The sequence below is a fragment of the Borrelia persica No12 genome (assembly GCF_000500045.1).
Lineage (GTDB): Bacteria > Spirochaetota > Spirochaetia > Borreliales > Borreliaceae > Borrelia > Borrelia persica.
Genome location: NZ_AYOT01000084.1, coordinates 1 through 2,910 on the forward strand (window position 1 = coordinate 1; position 2,910 = coordinate 2,910).

4 protein-coding genes are annotated in these 2,910 nt (G+C 25.2%); all 4 read left to right on the forward strand.

Features of this window, described 5'->3' with window-relative positions; genetic code table 11:
* On the forward strand, positions 1-384 hold a 384-nt coding region (locus tag U881_RS0101550; RefSeq protein WP_024653027.1), incomplete at its 5' end, for a plasmid maintenance protein.
* Between the two features lie 9 nt (positions 385-393).
* Positions 394-957 carry a DUF226 domain-containing protein gene (locus U881_RS0101555; protein WP_024653028.1) on the forward strand — a complete coding sequence of 188 codons (564 nt, stop codon included), beginning with the start codon at positions 394-396 and terminating at the stop codon, positions 955-957.
* On the forward strand, positions 933-1,745 hold the full coding sequence (locus tag U881_RS0101560; RefSeq protein ID WP_024653029.1) for a ParA family protein: 813 nt from the start codon (positions 933-935) through the stop codon (positions 1,743-1,745). The genes U881_RS0101555 and U881_RS0101560 overlap by 25 nt, the downstream gene beginning before the upstream one ends.
* A gap of 26 nt (positions 1,746-1,771) precedes the next feature.
* Positions 1,772-2,353 carry a chromosome replication/partitioning protein gene (locus tag U881_RS0101565; protein ID WP_024653030.1) on the forward strand — a complete coding sequence of 194 codons (582 nt, stop codon included), beginning with the start codon at positions 1,772-1,774 and terminating at the stop codon, positions 2,351-2,353.
* Positions 2,354-2,910 lie beyond the last annotated feature (557 nt).

Consider the following 2,910-nt stretch of genomic DNA (forward strand, 5'->3'; position numbering starts at 1 on the left):
GGTTATGAAAAATCTGAACTTAAAATACGAATGTCTGAGATAAGCGAGAAATACAAAGAAAAGCCCCATTTTATAGTCGAAAGTAAAAAGTACCCAGACTTAAAAAAAGTCATTGCGAAACTTAAAAAAACGGTACCACAGGTAAAGGATGAAGAAGCAGAAAAGAAGAATCTTGAGATCAACATATTTAGCATACTAGTAGATCAATTTTCTAGGAAAGTGGATAGAGCAATTTTGTTCCCAATACTTAGGGAGTATTTGAGTAAACAAGAAACATTGGACTATAAAAAAACATTTAACAACCATTATTACAACGAAATCTTCGAAATAATAGAAGAAAAAGGATATTTAAAAATAAGAGAGAGTGAGAAAATCGTAACTTGAGGGTAATTAATGGAGAGCGTATTAGAACGCCTTAAAGAAAAAAAAGTTGAAATTGCACCAAAAGAAAAAAATAGGAATCTATTTATAAAAATAGAGGATAAGAACAATAGAAAAATATATCACACAAAAATAATGACAAATTTCTGTACATTTGGAGTTGATAGAAGGCAGAAACATAGATTCTTTATTGCATTTAAAAATTTATTAAATCAGAAAAAAATTGAATTTTTTAGTTTGTTTGCTTTAAGAGACGATGATAAATTTTTAGGAATATTCTATGGATATAGAAAACCAATAAAGAATGTAATCAGAAGATATGAAGAAAATGGCGTTATAAAATCTTCTATGTTTTCAAAAGTTTATTATATAGAGTTTAGATTTAAAAAGGGAAGTGTATTTTGTTATCTTGTGGGTATTTCTTATTTGCTTAGGAAAGAAAAATCACATAAGAAGTATTATGATGCTTTAATGCAAGTATTTTCAGATTTAGAAAAGCAAGTGTATGAATTTTATAATAAAAAATTGCCAAATGGGGGAATTATAACAAGATGGGTAGAAAAAAACCAAAAATAGTTACAATTGCATCGATTAAAGGTGGTGTTGGGAAAAGTACGACTAGTTTGTTATTTTCGGTACTGTTAGCTAGAAGATATAAAGTGCTACTGATAGATATGGATACTCAGGCTTCAGTCACAAGTTATTTTTTCAACAAAATAAAAGAAAAAAATATAGATTTGATCAACAACAACATATCTGAAGTTCTAAAAGGAATTCTGGAAATTAGTGACTCAATTTTGAACATTGAAAATAATTTGGATTTGATACCCAGTTACCTAACTTTGCATAAGTTAAATGAAGATTTTTATTGTGCAAATAGACATAAAGCCATTGATTTGAAACTAAAGATAGAACTAAGAAGATTAAAAATAAATTATGATTATATTTTAATTGACACAAATCCTAGCTTAGATTTTACATTAAAATGTGCTTTGAATTCTACAGATTATGTAATTGTTCCAATGACAGCAGAAAAATGGACACTTGAAAGTTACGAACTTTTAGATTTCTTTATAAAGAAATTAGATAAGATGATACCTATTTTTTTTGTTATAACAAGGTTCAAAAAAAATCATACTCATAAAAAATTATTAGAAATTATCCAAAAGAAAAGTAATTTTTTAGGTATTGTATCTGAAAGGGAAAGTTTAAATAGAAAAATAGCAAGTAATAGTAATTTTGATTTAAGGTCAGATTATGTCATGGAGTATAGTCAAGTATTAAACAATTTATTATCTCAAATAAGGCTTAATTACGGTGATACGCAAATTTTTAGTGTCGATTGTCCAGCGCTGGACAACTAAAAAATTAAACGAATTAAGGAGATTTTATGAGTAAAAAAGGCTACGATGAAATAATAATTAATACAAGAAATTTAGAGAACAATGAAAATTCTATCTTATTGTTATCTGATGATGTCGATATAAATTACGATAAAAAAAGATTTGAAATTTTAAAATGTAAATTAAAGGATAACATAAAAGAAGATATCTATAATAAAATAGAGGCTATGTATATTTTAAAAGAGATAAAAGAAAAAAGATATTACAAATTAGATGGCTATAAAAGTTTTTCGCAATTTATAAAAAACTATAAATTGGGTAGATCTCAGGCTTATTCTTATTTGAGAATAGCTAGTGCTATTGAATATGGAATTTTAAAAGAAGAGTATTTGATAGAAAATGGAGTTAGACAGTGTTTAATCTTTTTGACAAAAAGTGAAAATATAAAGATCAAAAAGTCAAGACAAAATCTCATAAAACCATTAAGGTTTCAACTTAAGTGCCAAGAAACTTATGATTATTATAAAAAGAATTCAAAATTTACTAGCTTTTTAATGGAAGAATTATTTCGGGAGCAAAAAGATTTGCTTAACGAGATTATGAAAAAATTTAAAGAGTCCAAAAAATAATTATTAAGGAGTGTTTATGTATAATTTAGTATATAAAACATGTAGCATTGAATCAGAAAAGCTTAAAATAGGAAATCGAACTCTAGTTATTATAGCAGTAGTAGTAACTCCAATTATCACATCTATAATTTCGGTTTTGGTAACAAAGTTTTTCATAGAATAAGAATAGACATAATAGTTGATTTTACTTTTAATTTATTGTATCCTAATTGTTATTGTTATTAGTGGTATTAATCATATTAATACTACCTTATTTGTGAATATTATGAGTAGCCTTAGAGCTTAATTAAGCATTTTTTTTAAGAATTCTTAATTAAGTTCTAAGTTTTTTTCTATTTGAACGATTTAATACTTGATACAAGTTTTACAAAAATTTTTTTAGAAATATTGACAAATATTAATTTCTTAGTATACTATTTATTTAGTAATTTACAAATAAGGAGATAATAATGCAAAATATAAATAATATATTAAAAACAAATATACAAGAAAGTAAAATTAATAATCAACAAATGACAATGGAACAAAAAGAAATAAATTTTTTTCAGTCACTACAG

Excerpts from the sequence above, each read along its gene's own strand:
- U881_RS0101560 (WP_024653029.1), top strand. The coding sequence starts at position 933 with ATGGGTAGAAAAAAACCAAAAATAGTTACAATTGCATCGATTAAAGGT.
- U881_RS0101565 (WP_024653030.1), top strand. The coding sequence starts at position 1,772 with ATGAGTAAAAAAGGCTACGATGAAATAATAATTAATACAAGAAATTTA.
- U881_RS0101555 (WP_024653028.1), top strand. The coding sequence starts at position 394 with ATGGAGAGCGTATTAGAACGCCTTAAAGAAAAAAAAGTTGAAATTGCA.